This window comes from Maribacter sp. Hel_I_7, assembly GCF_000688315.1.
Classification (GTDB): Bacteria; Bacteroidota; Bacteroidia; order Flavobacteriales; family Flavobacteriaceae; genus Maribacter; species Maribacter stanieri.
Map to the genome: position 1 here is coordinate 530,380 of NZ_JHZW01000003.1, position 27,000 is coordinate 557,379.

Annotated in this window: 13 protein-coding genes; 5 read left to right on the forward strand and 8 right to left on the reverse strand. The window is 35.0% G+C overall.

Features of this window, described 5'->3' with window-relative positions:
- Window positions 1-16: 16 nt before the first annotated feature.
- From P178_RS0113905 to P178_RS0113940, 8 genes are all read right to left on the reverse strand, one after another.
- A complete protein-coding gene (locus P178_RS0113905) occupies window positions 17-808 on the reverse strand; it encodes a prolyl oligopeptidase family serine peptidase (RefSeq protein ID WP_027066781.1) in 792 nt (263 codons plus the stop codon).
- A complete protein-coding gene (locus P178_RS0113910) occupies window positions 798-2,228 on the reverse strand; it encodes a glucoamylase family protein (RefSeq protein WP_051638309.1) in 1,431 nt (476 codons plus the stop codon). Before P178_RS0113910 ends, P178_RS0113905 begins: the two co-directional genes overlap by 11 nt.
- Window positions 2,225-3,583, reverse strand: coding sequence for a glucoamylase family protein (locus tag P178_RS0113915; protein WP_027066783.1), 1,359 nt, complete (start codon window positions 3,581-3,583; stop codon window positions 2,225-2,227). The genes P178_RS0113910 and P178_RS0113915 overlap by 4 nt, the downstream gene beginning before the upstream one ends.
- A gap of 45 nt (window positions 3,584-3,628) precedes the next feature.
- Window positions 3,629-5,428 (reverse strand): LamG-like jellyroll fold domain-containing protein, encoded by a 1,800-nt coding sequence (locus P178_RS0113920; RefSeq protein WP_027066784.1) that lies wholly within the window; start codon window positions 5,426-5,428, stop codon window positions 3,629-3,631.
- A 12-nt stretch (window positions 5,429-5,440) separates the two neighbouring features.
- Window positions 5,441-6,988 (reverse strand): RagB/SusD family nutrient uptake outer membrane protein, encoded by a 1,548-nt coding sequence (locus tag P178_RS0113925; protein ID WP_027066785.1) that lies wholly within the window; start codon window positions 6,986-6,988, stop codon window positions 5,441-5,443.
- A gap of 10 nt (window positions 6,989-6,998) precedes the next feature.
- A complete protein-coding gene (locus P178_RS0113930; RefSeq protein ID WP_027066786.1) occupies window positions 6,999-10,037 on the reverse strand; it encodes a SusC/RagA family TonB-linked outer membrane protein in 3,039 nt (1,012 codons plus the stop codon).
- 263 nt (window positions 10,038-10,300) lie between these two features.
- Window positions 10,301-13,057 carry a LuxR C-terminal-related transcriptional regulator gene (locus P178_RS0113935; protein ID WP_027066787.1) on the reverse strand — a complete coding sequence of 919 codons (2,757 nt, stop codon included), beginning with the start codon at window positions 13,055-13,057 and terminating at the stop codon, window positions 10,301-10,303.
- A 170-nt stretch (window positions 13,058-13,227) separates the two neighbouring features.
- Window positions 13,228-13,608, reverse strand: a complete 381-nt coding sequence (locus P178_RS0113940) for a hypothetical protein (RefSeq protein ID WP_027066788.1) — start codon at window positions 13,606-13,608, stop codon at window positions 13,228-13,230.
- A gap of 816 nt (window positions 13,609-14,424) precedes the next feature.
- Here P178_RS0113940 and P178_RS22095 point away from each other — a divergent pair.
- The 5 genes from P178_RS22095 to P178_RS0113970 all read left to right on the forward strand — a co-directional run bounded on the left by P178_RS22095 (window position 14,425) and on the right by P178_RS0113970 (window position 26,999).
- Entirely contained in the window at window positions 14,425-15,447 is a 1,023-nt protein-coding gene (locus P178_RS22095; protein ID WP_051638310.1) for a LacI family DNA-binding transcriptional regulator, read from the forward strand.
- A gap of 126 nt (window positions 15,448-15,573) precedes the next feature.
- Window positions 15,574-19,197 (forward strand): glycosyl hydrolase-related protein, encoded by a 3,624-nt coding sequence (locus P178_RS22100; protein WP_081819451.1) that lies wholly within the window; start codon window positions 15,574-15,576, stop codon window positions 19,195-19,197.
- 147 nt (window positions 19,198-19,344) lie between these two features.
- Window positions 19,345-22,506 (forward strand): SusC/RagA family TonB-linked outer membrane protein, encoded by a 3,162-nt coding sequence (locus P178_RS22105; RefSeq protein WP_051638312.1) that lies wholly within the window; start codon window positions 19,345-19,347, stop codon window positions 22,504-22,506.
- 16 nt (window positions 22,507-22,522) lie between these two features.
- Window positions 22,523-23,995, forward strand: coding sequence for a RagB/SusD family nutrient uptake outer membrane protein (locus P178_RS0113965; RefSeq protein WP_027066790.1), 1,473 nt, complete (start codon window positions 22,523-22,525; stop codon window positions 23,993-23,995).
- Between the two features lie 136 nt (window positions 23,996-24,131).
- Window positions 24,132-26,999: a glycosyl hydrolase-related protein gene (locus tag P178_RS0113970; protein ID WP_027066791.1), complete on the forward strand. Its 2,868-nt coding sequence runs from the start codon at window positions 24,132-24,134 to the stop codon at window positions 26,997-26,999.
- The last annotated feature ends 1 nt before the right edge of the window (window position 27,000 follow it).

Genomic DNA, 27,000 nt, shown 5'->3' on the forward strand with positions numbered 1-27,000 from the left:
CGGGTTTAGTGACCTTTTATTCTTTGTTCAAAGAGTTAGAGAAAAGCCATGGTAATAAATCTGGTTCTGCAAAAGCAGGGTCCCAACTATTATGGTTGGCAAAGTCATATAAGGTAAGCCGGGGGAACGCTCCCTCATGTAGTAAAGCACTAACCATTTCCATTGTTTGTAATGGGGCAACAACGTTATCATGAGCACCATGAAATGCCCATAGAGGAATATTCTTCGCGTAATTTGTTGCGTAAGTTGGATCGCCCGCGCCACATATGGCTATTGCGGCAGCAAAACGGTCTGGTTGCCTTGCCAAAAGTTCATAGGTGCCCATACCGCCCATAGAAAGCCCCATGACATAAGTTTTGCTTTTATCTACAAAGTCTTCATTTTCAAAATTGCTCAATAATTGCAGCACAAGATCCATTGCCGTGGTCGATCCTTTTTTAAATTGAAAATCTAATTGAATAGGGTAGTTACTACGATCTACGTTTACCTGTGCCCAATAATCATCTGTAGGACATTGTGGCATAATCACAATTGCAGGAAATTTGGTTCTATTGTTTTGGTCAAGAAATAGGGAACTACCATGTGTTAATTGCTTTTCGTTATCATTGCCTCTTTCACCCGCACCATGTAAAAATAAGATTAACGGATATGTTTTTTGCGCGTCAAAATTTTCAGGATATAGCATTCGATATGGCAACGTATCACCTTTTACAATCAATGCTTTCTTTTCAAATAAATTGGTATCCTGTGCGAAAGCTGTAAAGCTGCATATAAAAATAAAGGCGAGAAGTAAGTGTTTATTTTTCATACGTAAAACCTAGTTTGTCAAGACCGTTTTGAATGTCTTCATTCTGCATGAAAAGATTCCAAAGTAGACCACTTCTGTAATTTTCTATCATTATGATTTCAGGTCCTTGGTCAATCGCCAAATAAGCTTTAGCAACCCAAAAGTTGTTTTGCGGACTAAAAGCATCATAAAATCCTGCCGGACCTAATAATTTATCTTTATGCTGATAAAAATAGCGTAGCGCTTTTAGAGATTCTTCAGGAGTGTAAGGAATGGAACTTATAGCCGCTGTTGGTGATATTACACCTATGTCATTACTTGGGCTATGTGCGTTATACCCTAAGGTACCATCAGTATTTCTAGAATAACTGGCTGTTAATCCCCAGCAATTTTCGCCATAATCGATGAAATTTTTAGGATTATCTACGCAGTACAGATAATTGATTTTAGCATGGTTGATGGCCGCAGCACCATAATCGACGAATTCATCGTTCAAGTTTTGTGGCTTGAGTCCTAAATAAGAGTAGTGCGAAAAAAATAATGGTCCGCCATTAGGGGAGTTTCCTGCATGATCCACAATTAACGGAATAGTATAGGCACTAGTAGCATCTGTAATAGCTCCGTTAGATGCCCAGCCATTGGTATATACCTCTTTTTCAATAGAAAAATCTGGTGAAGCGGCAGCCATTACGTAAGTAATCATTACTTCATTATATCCTTTCAATTCTAGATTGATATCAAAACCAAAATTAGGACTCCAATGCCAATACAGGCTATTTTTATTTTGCGTGTACCAGTTCCACTCAACACCTTTCCAAAGGGTGTCAGCTTTATTCGCTAATGACTTTTCAGTTTCGTCACCATCTTTAAAATATTCTTTAATACAAATCAAGCCTTGTGCCAAAAATGCGGTTTCTACAAGGTCGCCACCATTATCCATTTCGCTAAAAGGTCTAACGGTACCATTGGTGCCATCTAACCAGTGTGGCCACGCACCGTGAAAACGATCGGCAGATGCCAAAAAATTTAAGATTTGATCAATACGTTCTACTGATTCGTTTCTGCTTATAAAACCTCTTTCTACTCCTACAATCAAAGCCATTAAACCAAAACCGGTACCACCAATACTTACGGTGTTAGGGTCGTTTGATGGTTCGTTAGGATGAAAACGTTCACGAGCTGCACCCGAATTAGCTTCTGCATAATCCCAAAAGTATTTGAAGGTTTCTTGTTGTGTAAGGTCTAAAAGTTCTTCATCTGAAATTTCTGGTACTTCAGGTTCTGGTACGTTCGGAGTTTCCGGAAGTTCAGATTCGCCCGTTGGGGCATCGGGTTCAGATGAGGAACACGCCATTACCGTCATCATTAAGATTCCTAAGAATACTACGAACACTTTTTGGAGTATTTGCTTTTGATGCCTATGTCGATTTATGCCCTTCATTTTGTTGATGCTACAGAAAATCCTAATTTATCTAACCCCTTAACTACATCTTTATTGGTCATAAATAGCATCCAGAATAGTCCGCTTCTATGGTTTTCAATCATTACCGGTATAGGACCTTGGTCGATAGCCAAATACCTTGGCAATACCCAATTTTCTTCTAAACTGAAAGCATCATATGGACCGTATTTACCAATCAGCGTGTCGTGATTCGTATACAGGTTTCTTAAAAATGCCATGCTCTCTTTAGGTGCATATGGCATGGAAGAAAGAGCTGCAGTTGGCGAAATAACGCTGATATCCCTATCTGGTCTATGTCCGTCATATCCTTTAATAGAATAGCTGGATGTAAGCCCCCAAAGGTCTTCTCCGTATCCTTTGAAATTCTTAGGGTTATCAACGGCATACTTGTATTGTATCATAGTATGGTTGTAGTTCAACTCCCAATAATCTGCATATTGGTCTTTTAATCCTTTCGGATTTAAACCTGTATAAGAATAGTGAGCCCAGAACATAGGACCTACGGGTGAAGCATCACTTTCATAATGGTCTAGAACAGTTGGTAACCCATAAAAAGTAGTGTCTTTTGTGATTGCTCCATCTCTAGCCCAACCTTGGTCATAAACTTCTTTGGAAATAGGATGTGTTGGAGATGCCGCTGCCAGAATGTACATAATCAATGCTTCGTTGTAACCACCAACAGGAAAGTTCATATCCCACTCATAATCTGGAGACCAGTGCCAATACAGTACATTTTCACCTTTTGTATACCAATCCCATTCTACTTCTTCCCATAGTATTTGTATACGTTGCGCCAATGCTTGCTCTCGATCATTTCCGTCCTTGAAATATTCTTTCACGGTCAATAATCCTTCAATGAGGAATGCGGTTTCAACTAAATCACCACCGTTATCTTTTTTACTGAATGGCGTCATTTTACCATCTGGGGTGAGCCAGTGTGGCCAAGCACCATGAAAACGATCGGCATTGTCAAGAAAATCTACCGCTTTTTCAAGTCGTTCAAGACCCATTTCACGCGTTATGAATTCTCTTTCAATTCCTACTAAAATTGCCATGACACCAAAACCTGAACCACCAATGGTGATAATATCCTTGTCATGAGTTGGGTAAATATCATCTAAATGAATTCTTTCTCTTGCCAGCCCTGATGTTGGTTCGGCACCTTCCCAAAAATAATTAAACGTCTGTTTTTGAACGGAATCTAATAATTGTTCATCCGTTAATTTTATATCTTCTTTTTGCTTGTCTTGATCTCTAAGTTTGGACTTAGAGGATTGACCATTACAACCCACTAACAAAGTTGCAATGGTCATTGAAATTAAAAATAACCTCATAAAAATCAACTGCATTAACTGAATTAAACTAAACTACTATTGTGCTTAAAGACCTGCTTGTCTTATATCTTGAATTTCTTGTTGGCTCAACGCTTTGTTATATAATCTAAGCTCATCGATGAAGCTTAGGTCAAAGCCGTGACCCCATTCCGTAAAACGTGGTGCACCTGAACCGATGGATAAAATATCGCATCCTGTCCAATCTACGCCCGTGAAATCACCTTGTGATACTATTTCACCGTCAAAATAGACTACACATTCGGTACCGGAGATAGTAAATGCCAAGTGAACCCATTCTGTAGCGGTAGGGTCTAACGCAGCTGCATCGCCACCGTCAAACCAAGATTCACCGCCACCATTACCTACATTCAATTTGAATACCTGTCTGGTTTCATCACCTTCCCTAAAGAATCTGAATCCGTTTGTGCGTTTGTTCTGTACATCAGGATACCCAGCATTATCTACATCCTCAGGACCCATAACTAAAATGGAACCTCTTGTTGGGTCTGCATTCAATTTATACCATAAAGTGGCACTAAATTCCTCTGTAGTAAGCGCTCCGGATTCATTCGTTGGAAACATTAAATAAGAATCTGTTGCACCGGCATAGGCATTATCACCTTCTACACTTTCACCGGCATAACCAGGTGTACCTACAACGGTAGCGTCAATGTCTCTAAAACGTTCGTTGTAAGTGCCATCAAAAGGCATATAGAACATTTCACCGTCGAAAGTAGGAGGGTAGGAAGAAACAAATTCACCTGAATCGTCAGCCATTATTTGTTGAACTTCTTCTTGAGAAATTGCTCTGTTGAAAATACGAAGTTCGTCCAATAAGCTTTCATCTGACAAGTGACCCCACGCTGTAAAGTTAGGTGCGCCAGACATAATGGAAAGTACATTAACATCTGTCCAGTCAATACCGGCGAAAGCTCCTTCTTTAGCAATTTGACCGTCTATATAAACTACAGCTTCAGAACCTGAAATGGTAAATGCGAAGTTTACCCATTCTCCAGTAGTAGGATCTACATCTGCAGCCTCGCCGCCATCAAACCAAGTACCATCTGTACCTGTACCTGCATTTAGTTTAAAGCGTTGCATGCCGTTTGCATTTTCGCGGAAAAATCTAAAACCTTTAGAAAGGTCATTGTCTGCGCCGTTAATTAATGGCGGACTCAAGGTCAATACACCGGCACGGTCTGGGGTGCTATTTATTTTCATCCAGAAAATAGCACTGAATTCGGCATTTTTGAAACGCTCGGAATCTAATGTTAAATAAGTATCCGTAGCACCTTGGTATGAACCATCGCCTGCAATATTATCTTCACTTATGGATGGACTTCCAAATTCTTCAGCTTCTTCAAAACTGATTAAATCAACATAGGAACCATCAAAAGGCATGTATAAAATTTCACCTGGATATTTGGAAACATAGGCAGGTTCTTTTGTAAAGTTGACCATGCCGTTTGTTGTTTTACCATCTAGGTCAGTTGCGGTTACGGTAAGAACATGATCACCGTCCGCTAGTTGGTCGTAAACCAAATCATCTACAACCAATCTTCTGTAATCCAGAAAATTAGAATAGCTTTTAATAGTAGTTCCATCTAAAGCAACATTGACCGAAGCCAACTCAATATCATCCTTAGCTTCAAATTTTATGGTAATGGTTGCTAGTTCTTCGTTCACTTTTACCGCTAATCCTTCTGTAGGTGAAGTAATGGTGATACTAGGAGCCGTTTCGTCTGCACCAGGATCAACTTCGGTAAGTGAATCGATACCATCTTCGCAGGCAACCAAAAGAAAGGTAGCCAACAAAAAAGTAATTATGTTTTTAAAATGTTTCATTGTTGTTCGTTTTTAGTTAGCTATTTCACCTAATATTGGAAACTCGTCGATTTGATCTTGATGATAGGTTACAAAAGCCTTGTCTTCAGTAAATGTTCTACCATCAAAACTTAGTTCATCGTATCTACCCAATCTAACCATATCAAAAAAGCGTTTTCCCCATTCCATTGAAAGTTCGGCATACTTTTCATCTACGATCTGGTCAAGTGTTACTCCGCTTAAAGGTGCCATATTTGCTCTTGCTCTAACTTGGTTTACCGCCTCATCTGCAGTCATTACAGAATTATTGGCACCTTGAACTAGAGCTTCGGCATACATTAACAATGTTTCAGAGTAACGGAAAACAATGTTGTTCTTGTTACTGCCATAAGCCGTACGGCCAGGTATTAATTGATTGGTGGGTAAGTAGTGTTTACCGCTAGAAAATATGGACCGCACGGTTGATGTATTTTCATCCCCATCTCTTGTAATTGGAGAAACAAATGAGGGTAAAGTTTCTATGGTGTAAGGTGTAGAAGCAATTAAACTATCAATACCCTTTTGGCTAAAGAAAACAGAAGTTTCTAATCGTTCGGTTTCGCCTCTGTCAAGCATAAATTCAACATATTTTAAGCTAGGCTCAAAAAATCCCCATCCGTTACTTGAGCCATCAACTTCTGGATTCCATGAGTTTGGACCATAAGGAGCATATAAATGACTTACTCTATCGCCTTCACCATTTCCAAAATCAGAATATTGAAATTCGAATAAATTTTCATCACTAAGTTTACCCGGAGTTTTGAATAGCTCATAATAATCAGGAAACAATGTGAATTTTCCCGAAGCTATAATCTCACCTGCAGCATCTGCAACGGCTTGGTAATTCTCCAGTTCTTGATTTGCTTCCGCCTTTATCATTAAAGCAGTGTATTTAGTTACTCCACCAGGTAAATCTGTACGTTCGTTTGGTCTTAGGTCAAGTAAGAAAGGTATTGCTTCGTCCATTTGATCAGAAATGTGTTGCATTACTTCATCTTTACTTGGTACCGATGTTACATCTGCAAAATCGTTAAGATTCGATGAAGTTGGAATAAATACCGATCCATATACCTGTGATAATTGAAATAGAAGCACGGCTCTTAAAACTTTAGCTTCTGCGATATATTGATTGCCCAAGGCGATACCTTCATCATCGGCAAACTCCATATATCTTTCTATCTGTTCCATACCCGTATGGGCACCTATGATATCTCCATAATACGTTTCCCATAAGGTTCTAGAACCAAAGAAGGAATTGTCATACACATAGCGATCTTGATTTTTTAGGCCTTGTTGGTCTCCTGCGGCATTAACATCATCACCTCTTGTAGCAACTACCAATGGCTGTTCCCAACCTCTATCTGCAACGGATTGGTAAACCCCTATTAGTGATAAAATCATATCATCGGTCTGAGAGAAATCTGTTCCGCCGGCAAAATTATTGTTTAATTCAGGTTGGTCTAGTTCGTCTGAACAACCAATAAGTACAGTACCTAGAAAGGCTAAAAGCACTGTTAATTTGTTAACTTTTATATATTTCATAGCTGTATTTTTATATTTTAATATTTACACCAACTGTATACACACCTGGTATTGGATAGGTTTGGGTATCTCTACCATCAGAAACCTCAGGAGTAAAACCGTTGTAGTTGAAAAATGTCAACGGACGTTCTGCAGTGATGTAGAATCTAATATCAGGATTGAACTTTCCATTTAACTTAGGTAGCGTATATCCCAAGGTTACATTCTGTAGTCTTACAAAATCTCCTTTTTCTACGAAGAAACTGTTCAAGAACTGGTTACTCCAAGGGTTTCTAATTCCCCTTGCCGATGGGTAGCTATTGGTGCTACCGGCACCGTTCCATCTATTTACTGCGAAATCCCTATCAATATTGGCATCAGGAGTTTGGCGAATAGCAAAGCGTTTTTGGTTGGCTATAACATTACCACCTTGCCCAATAACATTCAGGTTAAAATCCCATGCCTTGTAATTCATTCCAAAATTGAATCCGAAAGAATAGGTGGGTAGGTATGATCCAAGATCCACTCTATCTTGTGCATCAATCACCATATCTCCATTTTGATCTACAAACTTTAAATCTCCAGGGGCAACGGTTAATCCGTCTGCAATGGCTGCTTGTGCAGCAGGGTCAGATTGAATTTCCTCATCAGTTTGATATACTCCGTCAACTTTTAACCCGAAGAACGGACTAATAGTACCACCTACAACTGTACGTTGTGCAGTGTCACCGCCAGAGGTTAGATTCTCTTGTCCCGCTAAATCAAGTACCTCATTATCTAAAGTAGAGAAGTTTCCGCCTACGCTAAAGCTAAAATTATCTGATACTTTTTGGTTCCAGTTGGCAACAATTTCAAAACCTGAGTTTCTAATAATACCAACATTTTGTCTGGTTTCCCCAGGAACTAATAATCTTGACACTGGTATAACTGCGTCACGTGTTTCTCTAACGTAGTAGTCAGAATCGATCGTTAATTTATTATCGAATAATCTGGCAGTTAAACCTACGTTGGTTTCGGCAGTAACTTCCCATTTTAGGGCTTCAAAATCACTACTAGTTACAAGACCAGGGTAGCGAACATCACCAAATGCACCATCTACCGCATCAGACGTAATCCCGCCAGTACTAGAGTCTACATTGGCATTACCCAATTCACCCCAACTAGCTCTAAGCTTTAAAAAGTTTATAACGTTGCTGTTCTCTAAGAATGATTCCTCAGAAACTACCCAGCCGACACCAACAGTTGGGAAATAACCCCATTTCTCTTGGTATTTACTAGTACCATCTGCTCTAAACGTACCATAAAGAAGATATTTACTGTCATAGTTATAAGCAACACGACCAAAATAAGAGAAAAAGTATTGTCTAACACCGTCATCACCTACACCATCAATATCTATTGAGTTGGCAAGGTCCAGGTAATAAGATTCATCTCCAATCCCTGGTCCGTTAGGAAAATTAAGACCTTTAGCTTCTAATTGCTCATAAGAACGATCCCTGTAAGAAGTACCGACCAATGCAGTTAGATTGTGTTTGCCATAACTGTCATTATAGGTTAAAGTGTTATCCCAAGTTTGCTCTGAGAACGTTGCATTTCTTTTTACCAATTCTGCATTTTCCCTAAATGCGTTACCGTTTCCAAAAAAGTAAGGTAAACGTACTTCTCTCGTTTCGGTAGTTTCAAAGTTGTGATAAAAAGCAGTTTTTAAAGTCAATTTATCGGGCACCAACTGGTAGTTAAGATCAACTGTAGTCAGCGTATTTCTGATTTTGTCTCGATTTTCTGTATTTTCCATTACTGGAAACGGATTCTGGGTACCTCTGTAACCTAAATCTTGTGCGTTTGCATAAGGTCTTGGATATGCATCTGTTTTTGAAGGGTCAAGAACAGGCATGGTAGGGGAGGCATAGTATGCCAATGCAAATGCGGTACTTTCAGGTCTGTATCTTGTTGCATTACTAAAAAGAGTTGAAATACCAATATCTAAGCGATCAGTAATATCAACATTGATTTTAGAACGAATATTGAATCTTTCGTAATCATTCTTCATTTTCAAAATACCTTCTTGTTCAAAGTAGTTTAATCCTAAAGAATAAGTTACAGATTCTGTACCACCGGCAACACCTATACTATGGTTCTGCTGTAATGCGTGACGTAAAATAAGATCGTACCAATCTGTATTTACATCGGGTACATTAGGGTTAATTCTGCTTCTACCATAACGTTGAATAGCATTATCTATAGACTGTGCTTCTGCATCAGAACCAGATTCTCTTGCAAGGGTTGCAAACTGTTCTGAGTTAGATAGTTTAACAATGTTTTGCGCAATCTGCACACCTTGGTATCCATTATAGGTGATTTCTGGTTTCTGGTTTATTTTACCAGATTTGGTTTCTATCAGCACCACCCCGTTTGCGGCACGAACACCGTAAATTGCCGAAGCTGATGCATCTTTAAGTACGGAAATAGTTTCAATGTCTTCCGTATTTAAAAAATCGATATCATCGAAGAAAGTTCCGTCGACCACATATAGAGGATCAGAGGCACCACCCACATAAGAACCGATACCACGAACACGAATTGTTGGTCCCGTACCTGGTGCACCGCTACTTACTACTTGAAGTCCCGCTACTTTACCTTGCAATGATTGCATTGCGGCACTAGTTGGAGTTCTAGTGATATCCTCAGTTTTAATTGTAGTAATTGATCCCGTAAGATCAGCTTTTTTCTGGGTACCATAACCAACGACTACAACCTCGTCTAAAGCTTGAGAATCTTCAGATAAAGATACATCTATAGTTGTTTGGCCGTTCACCGCGATTTCTTGAGTAGAGTAACCGATGTAACTAATTACTAGTGTACCATTGTTGGGTACATCGTTTAATGCATATAAACCGTCAAAATCAGTTTGGGTTCCTGTAGTAGTACCATTTACGATAATACTAGCACCTGGTAATGGTTGCCCACTATCGTCGGTGACAGTTCCCGAAACCGAAATTCCATTTTGCGCAAAAACCGTCAAATGGCTTAGTAAAATGCAGAATGTTAAAAATTTGATTCCTATTTTCATAATTGTTTAAAAATTGAGTTGTAAAATTATCAAGTTGTTAATTTTAATAGCAAGTTATCAAAACAACTACGCGTTAAAATCTATTGAACTACATAAAAAGTACATCAACGGTATGAGTACCCTGTAAACCTTTAAAAACAGGGTTTTGCAGTAGTAGATGTGTTAATTAAAAAGTAATTTTTAACGTTTTGATGTAGTAATGATGTATAGTATTAACGTGATATTAATATGTGAGGGAGTTTTAGAGTAATCAATAAGACCTACTATTTGAACTTAATTAGGTAATTCGACAGATTTTGAGAGCTATCAATGTTTAATTTTTTACGAAGACGGTATCGATGTATTTCCACACCCCTAATAGAAATACCCATTAAAGGAGCTATTTCTTTGGTTGTATGATTCATTTTCAAATAGGCACATAATCTAAGATCCTTAGGACTTAGTTTTGGGTATTTCTTTAGGAGGTTTTCAAAGAAATCTTCATGTAATTCTTTAAAACTTAATTCAAAATGCTTCCAATCTTGATCTTCGTTCATTGAATTATCAAGTTTTTTAGATAAAGATCTGTAACGTTGTTTGTTAGAAAATGCATCTTGGTTTAAAGAGATAAGCTCTTTTAATTCAATAATTAATTCATTTTTCTTAGCTACACTCATGGTTGTTCTCGCAAGTTCGGTCTGTTTTCTTTTAATTTCTTTCTCTAGTTTCTCTTTCTCTATTAGAGCTAAACGCTCTTCTTGCTCCCTTTGCAATTTAATTTTTAGAAGGTTGTGCTTTTTAGCTAATTTTTGTCTGTTATACCAACGCACTAAAAGAATACTTGCAATAAATAAAAATAAGTATCCTAATAAACTCCAATTAGAAAAGTACCATGGTCTTAATATTTCAAATTCAATAATTTTAGGATTTGATAATTCATTACCTATGCTTACTGTGTATATTTTTAAAGTATAAGATCCAAAAGGCAAATTTTGAAGATTAATAATGCCATAATCCAAATAACTAGCTTGTTTTACGGTACCAGATAGTTCATAATAATAAGTATACTGCTTAAAGCTACCAGCAGAAACTGCTATTTTAATGTTTTTGGATTTATTAAATGGTATTTTAAATAGATTTTCATTTAATGAATGGGTTTCATTTTCATCAACAAAAGAACTTATTCTTGGTGCGGGTAATTCTACATTTTGCAGCTCTTTCTCAAATCTTTTAAGGTTAAGTTTTCCAAAGCCATCGGTAAGGGTAAAATAATATATGGAATCATTGTAATTTACTATTGTTTCTGTTTCAATGGCTAATCTTTTTCTAAGTTGCTCATCGTCTAATGTAAATTGATTAGCACCAAGATCTGTGTGAATGATTTTCTTTTGATTATCATTATCGAAAAACCAATAATTTGTGGAATTGTAATTTACCAAGTCCATATTTTTATAATCTTCGAATTCTTTAAATTTCGAAATTACATCTGAAATCGGGTCATATTTATACCAATTACCTTCACTTGATAATATTATTTGATTTTTAATATTATACAACTTTATATTGTAGGTATTTGGAATTACATCTGTTTCTATTTCTTTTATGTCCAGTACTTTGGTGTGTAATTCATTCATTTTAATTTTGAACAGACCCTTGTATGGATGTGCCACCCATATTGTATTTGAATTTTCAAAGCATAATTGCTTAACGGGAAAGTCAATACCAATAACACGACTTGTTAGCCAATTGCCGTTAGCATCTTTCTCAAAATTGGCTAAACCTGTATATGTACCTTGAATATAAGAAGATTGGGTTTCAGGGACTTTGACTATTTGGTATCCTCCAGAAATATCAGATAGCTTTTTGAGTTTACCATTTTTCAATATGAACGTACCAGTATTATGTCCAATAAAGAGATCACCGCCAATAACCGCCAAATCCCAAACATGACCTTGTGAGCCAGGTACAAAGTGTAGTACGTTATCTTTGAAATAATAAATACCAGTATTGCTTCCCAAGTATAAATTACCTTTATGATCCACAAGGTCATACACTGTACCTAGGACTCCAGTATAATCAGTATAATAGGTAATAGGATTATTTAGTTGAATCTTATCTATACCATTATCTAGACCTAGCCATAGTTGTTCTTTATATTGTAGCATAGCTAAGACCGTATTGTTTTGTAGCCCTAGTGCCTTGTTGAGATTTTTAAAAGAATTGGATTTAATATTATAAGTGTAGACTCCGTTTTTTATGGTTCCAAATGCAATGGTATTTTTATCTAGCGATAAAACTTTATTTAATTGATGTTCTTTTAACTCGTTGTTAATGGAATCGTCTAATAGTTTTACTTGTCCATCAATAAGTAAAAAACATCCATTCAGTTTAGTGCCAATGATTAAGTTATCTCCAAAAGGGACCATATCAACAATGGTCTTACCTTCTAAAATTTCTTGTGAATTTAAAGATGTTAGAGCATTGTTTTTAATCCAATATAATCTTCGATGTTCACCTGCAACTATAATTTGATCCTTATACTTGGCTATATTGGTAACAACAAATGGGGCATCTACTATTTTTATTTCATTATCCTTATAAATGTAAACTGTTGAAAAAGATCTAAAAATAATTGCATCATTAAGTTGAATGATTTGCCAAAACTCTTCATTTGTAAACTCATGATTTTTAATTAAATGGGTTAATGACGTATACGCTAAAGATCCGTATTCATTCATCTCCCAGAACCCGAATTCTTCATAAGAGCCAGTAAAAATTTTTCCATTTACAAATGCTACGGAACGAACAATTGTTTTATTAGGTAATTTATTTAGACTCCAACTTTCACCATTAAAATGTAGCAATCCATTATTATTGGCAGCATATAATTCACCATTATTATCTATAGCAAGTCCCCAGTTTTTGCTAGCAGCATTATATTCATAACTACTATAATTCTGAATAGGAGATAATAAGTTTTGCCCTAAAATCCATTGCGGGATTATAAATATGATAATTATAGAAAATAAATTATATCTCATTTTTATTTGGGATGTTTCAGATAATTTATTTTATAAAGATAGTAGAAAGAAATGGCTGATAAATACTTAAATAATATATTCAGATGCTTGCTAATACTTATAAGATTATAATTTTAAAATTTATTTTTAGGAAATTATACACCTTGTTAGCACACGTTTTATATTCCAATTTAGGGTACATTAACCAGATTAATATCGACAACATAACCATCCTCACTTTCCCTTACTTCCGCGTTAAGTATTAAATCACTTAGTCCTTCATTTTTAGTGTATAAATCGATAAGTACATTCCAATAATCACCGTTACAGATGTACACAGATGTGTCCCAAGTTCCTTCAGGAAGCTCAATTAGTTCCTCTCCATAATCCTCAATATATTCCTTTATTTGTTCGGCGGTTTCGTTTGAAACAGAGCTTACATTTTTTATTCCGCCATTTAGGTTGTAATCCTGCTTTACAAAAGCATTTACAATTGCTTTAAAGATTGGTCTCCATATATGCGGTATTGGAAGTTCATCTTCTTCGTTTTTTTCAACTGGAATTTTGTTCATTCTTTTTTAGGATTACTAATCTACTGGATTTTTTTAATTCTTCGTTTTTTTCAAAAGGACTATATCCCTCTTTGAGCAATTTCAGTAAATTTTTTCTGTAAGATGTTAAAATAGTAAGTGTATCAGCTTTGGTCTTATAATTATTTGCTTTGCCATAAATATTCTTCATCCGCACCAATTTTTTGGTAATTGGGTCTCTAAATGAAAAATAGACGTACCATCTTTTGGAGAGATCACCCTTTGCGGTTTAGATTTTAGGAGCCGAGAAATTACTTTTTGTTGACAAATCATGTTCTAAAACGTGTCCATTTTCGTGAGAAAAAGTAATCCTAGGTGAAATTAGAGCATAAAAAAACGGTCTAGCTTTTGCTAAACCGTTTATATTCTGCCTTTTATTTCTGTAGCGAGAGGGGGGCACGATCCCCCGACCTCCGGGTTATGAACTCTTGGTTTGTAAAATCACCAATGGTTTTATTGACCTCAGCTGCTATTAAATTATGAAATCGTATGCAAAAACGTATGCAGTTTAAATTTTCTGATCATTAATTATTTGTTAGCAATTTATAAAATATAAATCTAAATTTTGAATTCACTGATAAAACAATTTAACTGATAAATAATATCAATTAACTAAGTGACTTAATGACTCTTGTAGCTTCCGTTTATTCTTTTATTATATATTAATCATATTAGTTAAAAATTATTAATACCATTTTTTTGGTGTGTAAATAATGTCGATTCAACAAAAAATGCATATTATTATTTTGTATTACTAAAATTTTATTTAATATTGCTAAACCGTTTTAGTTGATTTAAATGAAGAAAGTATTTTTAAAAGATATTGCAAGAAGTCTAAATATTTCTAAAACTGCTGTTTCATTAGTTTTGAATGGAAAGGGTGATGAGAATAAAATCAGTAAGGATACACAAGACAAGATAATTAGTTTTGCTAAAAAACATAATTATGTACCAAATCAACTTGCTCGTGGATTAAGTAGGGGTAAAAGTGAAACAATTGGATTAATAATCCCCAATATCTCAGATACTTTTTATTCTAAGATTGCTGGATATGTTGAACTAAAGGCGAAGGAATTAGGATATTCTGTTTTGTTTAGTAGTTCTAATGAAGATAATAAAAAGGAAGCAGAGCTGATAAGGGCTATGTTAAATAGACAAGTAGAGGGGTTGATAATAGCCTCTACGCAGAATAATTTAAAGGAGATTAAGGCATTACAGGATGATGGATTTCCATTTGTATTAATTGATAGGCACTATCCTGAAATGGAAACCAATGCAGTAGTGGTTGATAATTTTAATGGTTTAAAAATTGTAACAGAGCATTTAATTGAACTAGGTAGACTAAAAATTGGTTTTATAACATTAGAGCCTAAATTAGAAGCAATACACCAAAGATATCTAGGTTATAAAAGTGCATTAATAGAGGCAGGAATTGATTTTAATAAAGATTTGGTTAAAGAATTAAGCCCTTTAAATTATGAAGATGAAATTTCAAAAGCTATAGGTGATTTGTTGAAGTTTCCTAATTCTGTTGACTCAGTAGTATTTGTAACCCATTATCTAACTTCTGTTGGACTTAGGGAATTAAAACGGAGACAAGTTAAAGTTCCACAAGAAGTTGCGATAGTAAGTTTTGATGAATTAACTGCATTCGATTTGGTGGATCCGCCAATCACCTCTGTTATTCAACCAGTAAGGGATATAGCTAATTTATCTGTTGAAATGTTAGTGAATAGGATAGAAGGTAAAGATAAAATTATGGTACGAAAAACGGTACTGGATTCTAAACTGGTGGTAAGAAAATCATGTGGAACCTTCTAAATTATTTTTTAATAAGCCATAACTAAACCGGTTTAGTTAATTAAATAAAATAAAATTTTAAATAAGAAAATAGCTGTGTTTCACCAAATATTAATAAAAAACATAGAGTCTATAAAAAGGAAAATAATGAAACATCGAATTAAACCTATATTAAGAATACTTTGTTTTTTAAACTTAACTGTGGCGTTAAATAATATTAATGCAAACTGGGATAATGAGAGAAATGTTTTAGTAGATAATTCTACTAATGTCTTTTTTCATGAAGGGAATGGTAATGGTCATATTCAAGAACTGAATACAAATCATAAGCTATGGAGTTATATAAAAAATGATATTGAAGGCTATAAAGAAATGATTTCAGGTTCAGAATTCTTTTTGTATCCATCTATACGCGAAGATATTAACGTTTCCATGATTGCACGAGCCACTACAGGTAAAATGGGATTTGAGTTTCTTACCGGTATGGTTCCTTCTGATTATAATGAAGACACGGTTACTTTTTTTATGTTAAGTGATATAGATTTGAATTTACATCAGTCATTTGATATTCATGTAAATAATAAGCATGTATTAACATTCAATACCAATGATGATGGTTCATTGTCCATAACTGAAAATCCTGCTAAAGGCAATGCAGAATATATTTTAGTAAGTAGGGATGCAAATGGTGATGGAATAGGAGGGTTCCGATTAACTGTACCGACCAATTGGGTTAAAAAAGGAGAAAGTGCGAAAATTAAATTTAATGGGCATAAAAAGAACTCCAACTGTTGGGTCATGATTTTTAAAGCAGATGATGCGGTTTCTAGAATTAAAGAGTCTATTAAAAGCGAAGCAGCTTTCGTAATAAAAGAACAAAGTGGTGTTTTGTATGTGGATGCGCCTGCTTTTTTTAATGGAAAAAAAGTATACGCTATTAGCGACGGTAAAAAAAGCAAGATAAAATCTTTTAAGACACAGGGAGAACTTTCTAAAGTGTCTTTCAATATACAATCTCCTAAAAAAGATTTTACTCTAGTTTATGATGGAGTAGAACTAAATATCGTATTCAAAAATGATGATGGAACTATTTCAAAAACTGAAATTATAGGTAATTATTTACTACATCATCAAGCAAAGAATAAAGGGGGTAATTGGTATGCTTCGTTGACAAAATTATACAAACCCGAATTTAATGAGACTTACGATGATTTCTTTGAAAAGAGATATGAAAATGGATTGATTTCTGTTATGAACTCTAGTCATCAAGATATTGCTTGGGTAGACAGACCAGAGGTTTGTATTATATTAAGAGATACACTATTACTAGCTCCTGTTCTAAAAGATGCATTTATAAGAGATGATTATGGGTTTGATATTGAAGATGGTCTAATGCTACGCGAGTATTTAAATCGTCATCCGGAATCTAAAGAACAGATAACTACCTTGTTGGATAAAAAGTTGATTTCGGTAGGAGCTACATATAATTGCCCATATGAAGATATGTATGATGCAGAAGATCAGGTAAGACAATTGTATTTAGGTAAAAAATGGGTGAAGAAAAATTTTGGAGGGTACGATTCCAAAGTGTATTGGAACGTTGATGTACCTGGTAGATCGTTGCAAACCCCGCAAATATTGAAAAAAGCTGGTGTTGATTATATGATAATAAGTAGACATGCAAAAGGCATGTTTCATTGGGCGAGCCCAGATGGTAGTTCTGTATTCACATATTCACCAGGACATTATGGAAATGATCTGCTATACCTATCTAGAGATATGACCAATAAGAAGAAATATGCTGCAGATCAAACCTTGTATTGGAAAGATACTTTTTCAGGAGGAGAAATACAGACGCCTTTATTATCAAGTCAAGATATGTTACCCGCAATTGATTACTCCGATTATATAGAAAATTGGAATAATTTCGATTCAATCGTGGATACGGACGGACAAAACAAAAAATTATTTCTCCCTAAAATGGAGCTTAAAACGGTTGATGAGTTTATGCCTTTAGCGGAAAAAAACGCTGTAAATGTTGATACAATTATGGGTGAACGTCCAAATGTTTGGGTTTACATTCATGGACCAGGGCATCATGATGCTCTTACAGCAAGTAGAGAAGCTTCAAAATTATTGCCAGCTGCAGAAAAATTTCTTTCGGTCGCAAATATTTTAGAGCCACATAAAATTCAATATCCGTTTGAAAAATTTGATGAAGCATGGCAAGCTAAAATTTATCCAGACCATGGTTGGGGTGGTCATGACGGAGATATAACCGATGATTTGTTCAGAGAAAATTTAGTTAAGTCACGTACAATAGGGCAGAGCCTCTTAAATGTTGGTACTAGCTTTATTTCACGGAGAATAAAAAAGCAAGAGAAACAAGGTATTCCAATAGTTCTATTCAATAGCCTTTCATGGAAACGTTCAGACCCTGTAACTACAACAATGAAATTTGTTCAGGGAGCTATCAAAAATTTAGGTATTAAGAGCTCCAATAAAGATAATATTCAAGTACAAACAAGTAACACAACTTATTTCGATGATGGTAGTATACAAAGTACTGATGTCACTTTCATAGCTGAAGATATACCATCTATAGGCTACGCGACTTATTATGTTCAAGATGTTAAGGAGAACAAAAATGACACAAGTGTTGAAATAGAGAAGAATTTACAATATGAAAATTCATATTATAAAATCAATTTTGAGGATGGGGGACTGTCTCAAGTATATGATAAGGAATTTAAAAGAGAACTATTTTTAAATGATAATTTTAAAGTAGGTGATGTCTTTACTATGGAGTCTATAGGTAATGGTGCCGGTGAATTTGGTGATGTACAACAACCTAGCATGATGGATTTTGATAAGGTTAGCTTACATAATACCAAATGGCAAGTAATCGAGTCTGGACCGGTTTACATAAAATATAGACTGGAACAGCAAATATTACATTCTATTGTTCGGCAAGATGTAACGTTATATCACAACCTAAAACGAATCTATTTTGATACAAGTTTACGCAACTGGTCAGGTGAATTATATAGAGAATTTAGAACTGCCTTTCCTATAAATATGAATAACCCGGAAATTGCCCACGAAGTGCCGTTTGGTAGTGTACGAGTCGGGAAAGATGAAATTAAAACAGCAGGTGAACGTTATACGCCATTGTGTAAAGATGTACACCCAAGAGCAATAATAGATTGGATATCGGCTTCAGATGATGAACTTTCTATTACAATAAGTTCTTCGGTAGCCGCGGCAGATTGGGTAGATCCAACCGACCACGAATCTCACCAAGCGGTACTACAACATTTATTATTGGCAAGTAGAACTTCTTGTCATTGGGAGGGCAATGAGTATTCACAAGCAGGTAATCATGATTTTACCAATGTTCTTACATCTAATATAGCGGGTAGTGTAGAAGGGCAAAGAATTGCAAAACAGAAAAATGAACCATTGTTCGTTGTGTTGAATCCTGATACAGTTGAAGATGCATCTTTACCCGAAACCACCAGTTTTTATGAAATTGATTCAGACAATGTAATTATTACAACAATTAAAAAAGCTGAAGATGGTGATAACATAATTGCACGCATGTATAATGTTAAAGATACTCAGGAAACGATTAATTTATCGTCTTATTTTAAAATCCTAAAGTATAATAAAACTAATATAATAGAAGAGAATCCTATAGAGATACTACCAGAATTAAATGTTGGAGAGTATGCTATAGAAACTTTTAGCTTGGAAATAAATGAAAAATAAAGTTCAAAAATTTAAATTTTAGCTAAAACGGTTTAGTTGTAATATGAATATTTTAGTTTTAAAGGTCGCACTCGGGTATTAACTTAATAAATACTGACCAAACAATCAATTTAGTTTAATCAAAATCAACTTAAAAACATGTGAATTATGAGAAAAAAGAAACAAATCTTGAGAAGAGAGTTTTCTATCTTCTTTTCATTAGCATTGATCTGCTCAATCAATCAGGTGAATGCAAGGAAAACAACAAAGGAACTTGACATCTCAAATACAAGAGAAGAACTTCTTGTAAATGATTTTTCAGTACAACAAATGGTACAGGGAACCGTAAGGGACGAAAATGGTACCCCACTTCCAGGAGCAAATATTATTGAAAAGGGAACTGCAAATGGTGTACAGGCAGATTTTGATGGTAATTTTTCTATACAGTTGGAAGAGGCTAATGCAATATTATTGGTTTCTTATATAGGGTATGATTCTCAGGAAATTAATGTTGGTCAAAAAACAAATATTGATATTAATTTAATACAAAATACTTCAGAGTTAGATGAAGTTGTAGTCGTTGGTTACGGCTCACAGAAAAAAGCAGATTTAACAGGTTCTGTAGCAACTGTAAGTGCTGATAAAATTGAAGACAGGGTGTCTCTTAACCCCTTAGATAACCTCCAAGGTAAGGTGGCCGGTCTAAACGTTTTTAATAGTTCTGGTCGACCTGGCGGTGGGTTTAGAGTAACAATTCGTGGTAAAGGTTCTTTAAATGCAAATAATGAACCTCTATATGTTGTTGATGGTATTATTGGCGTCGATATTGATTTAATAAATACAAATGATATCGCATCCATATCTGTACTTAAAGATGCATCGGCTACGGCAATTTATGGAGCAAGAGGTGCAAACGGTGTAATTTTAGTATCTACTAAAAAAGGGAAATCTGGCAAGTTTACGGTTGATATTGTCTCCAACCTTCAAATAGGTAGGGCTGCAAATAAACCGGATGTATTAAATAGTGATCAATACTGGAATGACCTAAAAGTCAGATTGGATGCTGATCAAAGGGCATTAGGAGCAGGTGATGGTGCTTTTGTTAATAACTATGCAGCAGATTATCCAGAATTTTTTACAGATAATGGCACTCAATCAGGGCAGCCAATTTATGATACAGATTGGTTCGAAGAATCTACAAGAACTACCTATTCACAGCAATATTTTGCAAATGTAAGAGGTGGGGGCGAAAACTTTAATGTTTCATTTTCAGCAGGTACTCAAGATGATGATGGAATATTGAACAATACTTTTTTTATGAAGAACACGATGCGATTTAATGGCGATTTTAAAATTAATGATTGGTTGAAAATCGGAGGAAGCCTAGCTTACAGTGACACGGAAACTAATATTGTAGATGATTATAGAATTGGAGCTGATGCTCTTACCTATGCAATGTTATTTTACCTACCAATTTATCCTACTGCATATCCAGATGGTTCAGCAGTAAATGCTGATGATTTAAAAAATTCTAGTGGAGGTTGGGACGTATGGTATGGGGCAACTCCAAAGGATAGATTAGATTTATTGGACAGGGTAGTTAAGAATAGACAGTTTGTTCGTAATATTTATACAGAAATTAATTTTACGAATGAATTAAAATTAAGAACCTCGTACTCTATACAAGATAATAATCAAGAGGGTAATATTTTTGCGGCCCGAAGGCTAGATACTTTTGTAAATAGAAACTCTGCGTCTTTAAGTACTTCAAATGGACAACAAACTATTCTTGAAAATACATTAAATTATAATCCATATTTAGATGATAATCATAATCTTGGTGTAATTATAGGAGCAACAAGGCAAGAGAATGAAGCTTTTTCTTTTGATTTAAATGCGCAGGACTTCGATGATTTTTATAGTTTTTATAATGTAGGTCAGGGTATTGCCGATCCACAAGTAAACAGTAACTATGGTAAGTATTCTATTGATTCTTACTTCGGTCGTTTTGATTATAATTATAAGAGTAAATATTTGTTAACTGTAACTGGTCGTTACGACGGTTCATCACGATTTGGGGACAATAATAAATACTCATTCTTTCCTTCGGCAGCCTTAGGGTGGAATATGTCAAATGAGTCCTTTCTGGAAAATTCTAAAATTGTTTCTAATTTGAAATTAAGAGCCAGTTATGGTGAAACTGGTAATGATGCTATTGGTAATTATGCAAGAATTGCTAGTCCTGGTGTGCAAACTGTTATTTTTAATAATGAAAGAGCTATAGGTTCTTCTCAAGGTTCTATTGGTAATGACAATCTTAAATGGGAAACTACTGAAGAGTTTAATATTGGTTTAGATTTAGGAATTGCGAATAGAGTGAATGTAACTGCAGATTATTACGAAAGAACAACTAATGATTTATTATTCAATGTACCATTAGCATCGTTCACAGGCTATTCATCTATTCTTTCAAATGCAGGATCTATTCGAAACACTGGTATCGAATTATTGGTAAATAGTTTAAACATTGAAACATCTAATTTTTCTTGGAGTTCATCAGTAAATTTCACCAAAAACAATAATGAAATACTTTCTCTAGGTAATGAGGACGCTGATATTTTTACAGCTCCAATTTGGTTTAATCAACAAGTGTTTAGAGTTGGTGAGGCTGCAGGTTCATTTTGGGGTTATAACCGTTTAGGAACGTGGGGAACTAATGAAGTTTCAGAGGCAGCTCGTTATAATAGAATACCAGGCGATATTAAATTAGAAGATAAAAATGACGATGGTATATTGAATTTTGAAGATCAACAAATCATCGGTAGTGGTTTACCAGATTACACTATGAATATTGGAAATACATTCTCATATAAAAATTGGGATTTGAGTGTGGATATATTAATTAATCAGGGGAATGATATTCTTGACCATTCTATAATTTTAAACGTTGACAGGGTTGGGTATGGTAATACTTACACAAAATTCTTTAACCAAATGTGGACTCCTGAGAACCAAAATACAATGTATCCTAGAGTTCGTAAGAATATTAACAAATTCGATGGGGTAGATTCTGGTCAAGTATTTGATGGCAGTTTTATTAGAGGGCAGAACCTAAGTTTAACGTATAATTTTGATAATTCTTTACTAGACAAACTCGGACTACAATCAGCAAAGGTTTACATGAATCTTCAAAACTTTTTCTTAAGCACTGATTACCATGGTTACGATCCTGAAGTAAGTTCTTTTGGTGGACAATTTACCGAGGGTATTGAACTTAATGGATATCCAAGACCCATGAATATGAATCTAGGATTCAAATTAACATTATAACGCAAAATATAAAGTCATGAAAAAATATAATTTATTATTAATTGTTTGTTGCCTGTTTTTCTCATGTGAAGATTTTTTGGATGAAGTTCCAAAATCAGAGAAAACCATTATAGGTACATCATTATTAGATGCTCAAGAGTCAGTAAATGGAATATATGCTTACCTAAGAGCACCATATAATAGAACTGGTTATGCCAAAATGGTGTATTCTATACTTGAGGCAAGTACAGGGGCATTAAAACCAGCGATTGGAACTCAAGATACCGATATGGAAGATGCTTATAATTTAATATATAGTTCGAGTAATGGTAGTGCTTCAAGTTTTTGGAGTACTTATTATGGAGGAATAGAAGCTGCTAATGTTGCCATAGCATCTATACCGACGATTACTGATACAGAGTTAACTGAAGATAATAGAAGGGCTTTATTAGGTGAAGCTTATTTTTTAAGAGCTTATTACTATTATCAATTGGTTCAAATTTTTGGGGATATACCATTGAACATATCACCATCTTCATCTTTTGAAGATGGTCAACTACCAAAATCGACTGTACAGGAGGTTTATGAAACTGTTATAGTTCCCGATTTGATGACGGCTGAAGGTTCTGGTCTTCCAAACACATCATCAAGCGGTCGTATTACAATGGGGGCAGTTAAGTCTTTATTGGCTAAAGTATACCTAAGTATGGCAGGTAGTCCTTTAAATCAAACTGATAAATTTATTGCTGCAAGGGATAAGGCAAATGAGGTAATAAGTGCGGAATGGTATAATTTGTTTCAATCCGATGGTTCTACAACATGGTTCAATAAATTGAACAACCCTGCATATGATAATATTGAGGAGAATATTTTTATGGTTCAATATAATAACGAAGCTATTGGATCGTCAATCACTAGTTATTTTACTCCAATAGGAGGTGAGGCAATTAGCCCTCTTTCATTACATTTTGGTGGTATGGAGCCAGAAATGGATTTTATTAATTCCTACGAAAGCAATGATTTAAGAGCCCAGAACCAAGGCTTCTTTTTCAATGAAGTAGATGGCATAACATTTAATAATTCTGTATTTAAATATTTTTACGAGGAATATAGAAACGGTAATGGATTGTCCGGCAAAAATGTTCCTTTATTACGTTATGCAGATGTACTCTTAACTTATGCTGAAGCTCAAAATGAATCTGCTTCTGCAAATGCATTGGCATATAGTTCTTTAAATGCAATTCGTTCAAGGGCAGGGCTGCCAAATGTTTCTGGTTTGAGTAAAGAGGATTTTAGAGAAGAAGTATGGAGACAACGTTATTGGGAATTTCCTGCAGAAGCTGGTATACTTTGGTTTGATCAAAGAAGAACCAATAAAATATTTAATGGTAATAATTTTAGTGATTTGGTTGGTACTGCTTTGACTAATGGAAAAATTATAACAAGTGATAATGTCTATTTCCCAATACCTCAGAATGAAGTTATACTTAACCCAAATCTTGGTGATTAATAAAGTTGAATAATGAATTAAAAATGTTGAGTTAGTTTAGTTTTTGTTAGCAGGGGTGATTTTTTTGATTCAATCACCCTTGTTTTTCTAAATCAAAATATTGAATTCTACATATTATTTAAAAATTTCAAACAAAATGAAAAAGAACATAAAATTATTATTGCTGAGCATGTTATGCGTTTATGGATCGCTATTTGCCCAGGAACAAAGCACTGTTATTTTTGACTATATCAAACCTTATGAATATGTAAGAGCAGGGAATAATCTTTTGGCTAAGGCTTCTTTATCTGGAGAGAATACTAGGTTGTTTAAAAAAATCGAGTTCAAAGATGGAAAGAGAATTGATGTTGAGCATAGCAATGGAAAGTCTTGGGTTTGGCTTCCGGTGATTGGTGAACCGGAAATAATAGAAATTAAAGGCACTAACAGAAAATTAGATGCAAAACAATTATTTACGCCATTGGTTACCTCTGATTGGGGATATTTCAATGAGGGTACATTTCATATCATTTCTTCGTCACATCAAGATATAGCATGGATGGATACCCCAGAATATTGCATGCACGAACGTGTTAACGATATAATTGCTCCAGCATTGGATATTATGAAGTCAGACAAGGATTATTATTTCGGAATGGAACAGTCCCTAAATCTAAAAGAATTTATAGAAGCACATCCAGAAAGAAAGAGTGAAGTCTTAGAGCGATATAAAGAAGGTCGTTTTACTTGGGGGGCAACATATAATCAACCGTATGAGGGAATGCAGATGGGGGAGCAACTTATAAGAGAAATGTATTTTGGGAAACTTTGGATAAAAGATAATTTTGATGGAGTAATTGAAGAAACCGCTTTTAATACTGATGTTCCTGGCAGAACTTTACAATTTCCTCAAATTTTAGCAAAATCAGGAGTAGAAAATCTTTTTGTTTCTAGAATGAGAGAAGGATTTTACGACTGGCATTCACCAGATGGTTCCTCTGTATTAACTTATACTCCTGGTAATTATGGCTGGGCAGCTATGTTTTATAAATTATTTGATGATGATGCTATTACTGCTTTACAAAAAATTCAGAATAGGGTTAAAATGTGGGGCGAGTATTATAGAAAACATAATTTACCACCTCATTTTGCAATAGTACTTAGTAACGATGCTGCTGGTCCAGTAGATTATGGTAATGTTGTTAAAGAATGGAATAAAATAGTTGAAGAAACAGGTCTTAAAATACCATCTCTAAGACATTCAACAGTTACTAGTTTTCTTTCCGAAATTAAAAAACCTGGAGCTTCATTTGAAAAACTAGAGGGTGATCGTCCAAATATTTGGGCATATATACATGGACCAGGTCATGAAAAGGCTATTACGGCATCAAGAAAGGCAGGCAGAATTTTACCTTCAGCTGAAATTTTTGGAACTGTAGATGCATTATTAAATAAAAATTTTGATGATTACCCTGCTAGTCGTTTATCTAAAGCTTTTGAAGAATCTATTTACCCTGATCATGGATGGGGAGGTAAAAACGGACATATTACCGATAGTATTTTTAGAGATAAATTAGAATTTGCAGCAAACGAAGCTGACGAAATGTTGCAAATTTCGCTAAACTCAATATCTGATAAAATTAATACTAGTAAATCTAACGGAGTTGTTGTTTATAATGATTTATCGTGGGTAAGAAATGGTCTTGCTACTGTTAGTATCGAAAATGCAGATACTTATTATGTTATTGATGAAGACGGTAATGTTGTGCCTTCTCAAAAAAGCAAGCAAAACAAAAATGAGCTTGAGTTCTATGCATCTAATATCCCATCACTTGGGTATAAAACTTATTATTTAAGAAAAGGAAAGAAGAATACCAAGGTAGATAAGAATGTGACCCCAAATTCTTTATCCAATGATTTTTACACTTTATATCTTAATAAAGGTGGTATCAGTTATTTATTTGATGAAACCTTGGGGAAAGAAATTATGAACACTACACGTTTTTCTGGGGGAGATGTATTGTCTATGGGATATAATGGAAACGGTGCAGGAGAATTTACTCAAATGACCGAGCCAAACATGGAAGATTATGATAAAATGAGCAACCACGATTCAAATTGGGAAATAGTAGCCGATGGTACCATTTATACCGATTTTAAGAATACTGCAAAATTTAAGCATACTAAGGTAGAACAGCGAATTAGAGTATTTCATCAAGAAAAAAAAATTGACTTTTTTGTGGATTTACTAGACTGGGATGGTACGCATAATAGAGAGTTTAGATTTGCACTTCCTTTGAATATGGAAGATTCAAAAATTAAATATGAAGTGCCGTTGGCTATTGCCGAGGTCGGAGAAACTGAAATGAAAAATGCGCCAGGTGGATGGGCATGGGGCGGTACATATGATCAAAAACCTGTAACAATACATCCTCGTGAAGTCATGAACTTCATTGCTGCTGAAAATGATGAGTTTACAGTGACCATGGCAACAGATGTAGCTTTGGCAGATTGGATAGACCCTACGAGGGAAGCTGTGGATTATACCGTATTACAAGGTATTTTAATGGCTTCTCATAAAAGCTGTCACGGTGAAGGCAACTGGTATCACCAAACCGGTAATCATCATTTTAAGTTTTCTATGTCTTCCCATGAAATAGATAATAGCTCTTCTTTTCAATTTGGCACAGGGTCTAATCATCCATTAAGAACAATTTATAAAAGAAATGCAAATGCAAATGGGCAATTGTCAAGTGAAATGAGCTTCTTTAATGTCTCCGACCCGATGGTGCGTATAAGTACTATTAAAAAAAGCGAAAAGGGTAATGATGTTATTTTAAGATTGGTTGAAATGGAAGGTAAGGATAAGCAACCTAAAGTTGAACTTGCGTTGCCAATTAAACAATTAGTAAAAACAAACCTTATTGAAGAGGAAGAGGGTAAGGTGCCGGCATCTGGAACTGATTTTAAATTGAATATAGGTCATAACGCCATAGACACCTACAAACTATTTTTTTCTAATTAAT